This is a genomic window from Kitasatospora nipponensis, from assembly GCF_039528135.1.
GTDB classification, from domain to species: Bacteria; Actinomycetota; Actinomycetes; order Streptomycetales; family Streptomycetaceae; genus Kitasatospora; species Kitasatospora nipponensis.
In genome coordinates this window covers 1-4,395 of the sequence record NZ_BAAALF010000335.1, presented here as the reverse complement: position 1 = coordinate 4,395, position 4,395 = coordinate 1, and the positions used below count along the sequence as shown (strand labels likewise).

Below are 4,395 nucleotides of genomic sequence, written 5' to 3'. Positions count from 1 at the left end.
GCCCCGGGACCGTCCGCGCAGATGCGTGTCCGGTGCTCCCAGCCGAGCGACTAGGGAACACTACTCCCGACGGCGGGCAGGGGCAACTCGGCGACCCGCAGGACCCGCGTGCACCTGCTGCGGCTCAGCTCCACGTACGCACCGTTCGGCTGGTCGTTCGAGTCGATCCAGGCCCGGGCCGCCTCGGGAGTGCGCCCGTGCCCCCGGTGCCGGCGCAGCAGACGGGCGTCCCGTACGGCGTCGTCGACCTCCAGGTACCAGAGCTCGCGAAGCAGCTCGCGGGCCTGCGACCAGCCGGGGGCGTCCGCGGCGAGGTAGTTCCCCTCCGTCACGACGAGCCTGGCGTTCGGGCCGACCAGGTGGCGGGCGGCGACCGGCTCGTCGAGGTCGCGGTCGAAGTCGGGGACGTAGATGTCGTGGAACCGGTCGGCGGCGAGGCGGGCGAGCAGCGCCGCGTACCCGAAGGCGTCGAAGCTCGCCGGCGCGCCCTTGCGGTCCCGCAGGCCCAGCCGGTCGAGCTGGGCGTTGGAGAGGTGGAACCCGTCCATCGGGACGTAGGCGGCACTGCCCGGGCCCTCGGCCCGCTCCACCTCGCCGACCAGGTAGCGCGCCAGGACCGACTTGCCGGCGCCGGGCGGGCCGACCAGGCCGAGCAGCAGCCGGCCACCGGGCCGGGCCGTGCGCAGGGTGGCGAGCAGGTCCGCCGCCAGCTGGGCCGGCTGGCTGGGGGTCGGGCTGGTCTCCTCGGGCGTCCTCATCCGCCGCACCCTACTCATCCGTCGGTCCGCCTCAGGCCAGGGCCGGCAGGTCGAGGGTGAGCGTGCCGGCGTCCGCGTCGAGGACGGCGGGCAGGCCCAGCGGGACGGTGAGGGTGGAGGGGCAGTGGCCGAAACCGAGCTCCCACAGGACGGGGACGCCCAGCGGGGTGAGGCGCTCCAGCATCACGTCGCGGATCCGCTCGGGCCGGCCGCAGCCCTCCCAGGAGCCGAGCGCCACACCCCGCACCCCGTCGAACGCGCCGGTGCGGATCAGCTGGGTGAGGATGCGGTCGAGCTGGTACGGCTGCTCGTTGACGTCCTCCAGGATCAGGATCGCGCCGTCGAAGGAGGGGCGGGCGCCGGGTGTCCCGCGCTCCGCGACCAGGACCGAGGCGCAGCCGCCCGCCGTGACGCCCCGGGCCCGGCCGGGGACCAGCGGGCCGGCGGCGGGGCCGGTCAGGGTGCGGACCGCGTCGGGCTCGAAGAGCGTGCGGCGCAGGTGCTCGGCGGTCGGCGCGTCGCCGACGAAGGAGACGCCGGCGCCCATCGGCCCGTGGAGCGAGGCGAGGCCCAGGCGCTGGGCGACCTGCTCGTGCAGCGCGGTGACGTCGCTGAAGCCGATCAGCACCTTGGGCGGTACGGCCCGCAGTTCCGCCCAGTCGACCAGGTCGCTGACCCGCTGGGCGCCGTAGCCGCCCCGTGCGCAGAGGACGGCGGCGATGCCGGGGTCGAGCCAGGCGCGCCGGAAGTCGGCGGCCCGGTCCTCGTCGGCGCCCGCGAAGTGGCCCAGCCGCGGGTGCCGGTCCAGGACGTGGGCGCCGACCTCGGGCACCAGCCCCCAGGAGCGGAGGATCGCGCAGCCCGCCTCGAGACGCTCCTGGTCGATCGTGCCGCTGGGGGCGACCAGGGCGACGCGGTCACCCGGGACCAGTCGGCGGGGTCGGACCAGGCCGGTGGCCGGTGCGGTGGTGGTGACGGCGGTGGTGTTCACGGCCGCGGTGGTGACTGCGGGGCCGGTCGCGACGGGGGCGGTCGCCACGGGGTCGGCAGGGGGGAGTGTGGCCATGTCCGTCCTCCGGAGGTAGCGGGATTCGAGGTTATTCTTGCCCGTCAGCAGCCGGTCGATGGCCTGTCCAGGGGCGGCGGATCCGGCCGGAGCGATCAGGGGGCCGCGTGTCCGGTTCGACCATGTCCCCGGTGCTCCGGGGCAGTTGGCTGTACGGCACGGTGCTGCTGACGCTGGCCTGCTACGCCGTCACGATCGCCTTCGCCCCGGCGGCCGGCCACCCGCCGGCCGCCGCCCTCGGCACGCTCCTCTTCCTCGGGACCTCGGTGCACGTGGCGAGCACGGCCTGGTTCTGGACGGTGGGCGCGGTGCGCCGGCACATGCTGGCCTCCCCCGGGCGGTACCTGGTGGCACCCGCCGTCCTGGTGGCCGGCTCGGCGCTGCTCGCGGCCGCGCTGCCCGCCGCGGCCTTCGGTTGGGTCCTGCCCGGTTTCCTCGCCTGGCAGTTCTTCCACTTCCAGAAGCAGAACCTCGGGCTGGCCGCGCTGGCTGCCACCTCCTACGGCGCGGGCGGCCTGAGCCGGTCCGAACGGCGGGCGGTGACCGGCGCCGGCCTGGCCGGGATCGTGGGCCTGCTGGCGCGCCCCGGGCTGCTGCAGCTGGGGGTCGACCCGCGGCTGGAGCCGCTGCGCCCGTTCGCCGCCGCCGGGTACGGGCTCTGCGTACTGGCCGGTCTGGCGCTCCTGGTCCGTCGCCCGCGCGGGCGACGACCGGTCCCGTTCGTCCTGGTCCAGCTGCTCTGTCTGCTCTTCTTCCTGCCCGCCTTCTGCTTCGACTCGCCCTACGCGGCCGTCGCCGGCCTGACGGCCGCGCACGGCTACCAGTACCTGGTGATCATGGGCCTGGTGGCAGCGGGCGGGCGGCGGGCCGGACTGGACCGGCTGCTGAGCCTGGCCCTGCTGCTGAACATCGCGCTGCTGCTCGGCACCGGCCTCAATCTGGCCTCGCACCTGCACGGCGCCTCCGCGCCGGGTGGGCGGGCCCTGTACGGCGGGTACCTGGGCCTGGTGGCGGCGCACTTCGTGGTGGACGCCGGTCTGTGGCGACTGCGGGACGCCTTCCCGCGGGCCTTCCTCGCCGACCGGCTGCCGTACCTGGTGCCGCACCCGCGGCCGTCGCAGCCGACCGGCCGGCCCGGTGATCCCACGGCGGGGACGCCGGTGCCGGCCGGTGGCCGGGGCGACTGAGCCCCGCGGTCACCCGCCGGGCGGAGCACCTCCGGCCCTGCGGGCCGGGATCCGCTCAGGGCGCCCCGCCGCACCCACCCACGGCGTTGGCGGCGACGCCGGTGCCGAGCACCACGATCAGGGCCACCGTCCCCAGCCCGGCGACGAGCAGCAGCGCCAGCCAGAGGGTCTTGCGGCGCCGGCCCGACGCCTCTGCGCCCGGCTCCGCGGGCTCGACCGCCTCGGCCGGACCGACCGGCGGCGGGGGGACCTGCCGGACGTCGTCGACGCCGATGGCCGGCCCGGGCGCCGCGAACGACGGTGTGACCTCCGGTGCGACTGTCGTGATCGTCATGGTCGAGATCCCCCTCGGGTCCGGCGTCGGGCGCCGCTTCTGCTGCCGCGCCCAACTGTGACGTGACCGTTGTCCAACCGGTTCCCACCGGCCGACGAGCCGTCAGGGCCTGGCACCTGCTGACAATTTGACAGATTCCTGTCATCCTCGCGAATGTTCTGCCGACCGGATGTGGACCGATCGCGCGCGAATCGCCAAGGGTTCCCATGGACGTTCCCCGGCGGGTACGGCAGGATCGGGCGGAATGTACTCCGGAGGACCTCACCGATGAGCTCGTCGTTCATACCTATGGACACACCGCAACAACCCCCGGCCGGTCCCCCGGCCACCGAGCTGCCCAAGGTCTGTCCACCAACCGGCACCACTGACCGGTCCACCGGAGAGGCCGAGAGCGGATCCGCGGACGCCGACGAGGCCGACCACCCGGAGCCGTCCGGAGCGCAGCCCCTGCGCGAGGCCGGTCCGCGGGTGGCGGGTGGTGCGGACGCGGGGGCCGCCACCACCGCCAACCTGCGGACCGGCCTGGCGCAGCGGCTGCGCTCGGCCTACGAGCGCGGCGCCGAGCTGAACGACCTGGCCACCGCCAGCCACCAGTCGGTCGCGGAGGTCGAGGAACTGCTGCGGCTGGCCGGCGCCGACCCGACCGCGGCACGACCGGCCCGGGGGTCCGGCGGCCGGGCGCGGACCAGCGCCGGCGGCGACCCGACCGGTACGGTGCCCGCGCCGCGGGACCGCTCGGCGGAGTCGCTCCCCACGGGCGCCGGCCCGGCCGGTGACCCGGACGAGGAGGGCGGCGACCAGGTCGGCTGGGTGGCTTCGAGCGGTCGGCCGCGGCCGCGGATCCGCCGGCCCGCACCGGTCCGCCGGTCGGCACGCGCGATCCGGACCGAACCGGCCACGCCCCCCTTCCCCGGTCACCCCGCACCTCCGCAGCCCGCGGCCGCGCCGCTGGACGCGTCGGCGCCCGGCACCCCGCAGGCCGGCGCGGCACCGATGGGGGCAGCGCCCGGTCAGCCCGGCATCGCGCCGATGGCGCCCGCGGCGGCGGTG

Annotated in this window: 4 protein-coding genes and 1 pseudogene; 2 read left to right on the top strand and 3 right to left on the bottom strand. The window is 76.2% G+C overall.

Features of this window, described 5'->3' with window-relative positions:
- Positions 1–50: 50 nt before the first annotated feature.
- Together ABD323_RS39600 and ABD323_RS39595 are read right to left on the bottom strand one after the other, a co-directional pair.
- The gene (locus ABD323_RS39600) at positions 51–758 is read right to left on the bottom strand and encodes a nucleoside/nucleotide kinase family protein (RefSeq protein WP_344446958.1); all 708 of its coding nucleotides are present in this window, start codon (positions 756–758) and stop codon (positions 51–53) included.
- Between the two features lie 31 nt (positions 759–789).
- Complete coding sequence (locus ABD323_RS39595; protein ID WP_344446956.1) at positions 790–1,824, bottom strand: S66 peptidase family protein; 1,035 nt, start codon at positions 1,822–1,824, stop codon at positions 790–792.
- 122 nt (positions 1,825–1,946) lie between these two features.
- On the opposite strand from ABD323_RS39595, the gene ABD323_RS39590 reads away from it, so the two are divergent.
- Positions 1,947–3,011 carry a hypothetical protein gene (locus ABD323_RS39590; RefSeq protein WP_344446955.1) on the top strand — a complete coding sequence of 355 codons (1,065 nt, stop codon included), beginning with the start codon at positions 1,947–1,949 and terminating at the stop codon, positions 3,009–3,011.
- 55 nt (positions 3,012–3,066) lie between these two features.
- Here the strand turns inward: ABD323_RS39590 and ABD323_RS39585 are convergent, their stop codons facing one another.
- Positions 3,067–3,345: a hypothetical protein gene (locus ABD323_RS39585; protein WP_344446954.1), complete on the bottom strand. Its 279-nt coding sequence runs from the start codon at positions 3,343–3,345 to the stop codon at positions 3,067–3,069.
- A gap of 267 nt (positions 3,346–3,612) precedes the next feature.
- Between ABD323_RS39585 and ABD323_RS39580 the strand changes: the two are divergent.
- Positions 3,613–4,395, top strand: a pseudogene (locus ABD323_RS39580) (hypothetical protein); the annotation flags it as partial.

Bases quoted from the DNA above. Each gene is read 5' to 3' on its own strand.
- ABD323_RS39595 (WP_344446956.1), bottom strand. From the start codon at position 1,824: ATGGCCACACTCCCCCCTGCCGACCCCGTGGCGACCGCCCCCGTCGCG.
- ABD323_RS39585 (WP_344446954.1), bottom strand. From the start codon at position 3,345: ATGACGATCACGACAGTCGCACCGGAGGTCACACCGTCGTTCGCGGCG.
- ABD323_RS39600 (WP_344446958.1), bottom strand. From the start codon at position 758: ATGAGGACGCCCGAGGAGACCAGCCCGACCCCCAGCCAGCCGGCCCAG.
- ABD323_RS39590 (WP_344446955.1), top strand. From the start codon at position 1,947: ATGTCCCCGGTGCTCCGGGGCAGTTGGCTGTACGGCACGGTGCTGCTG.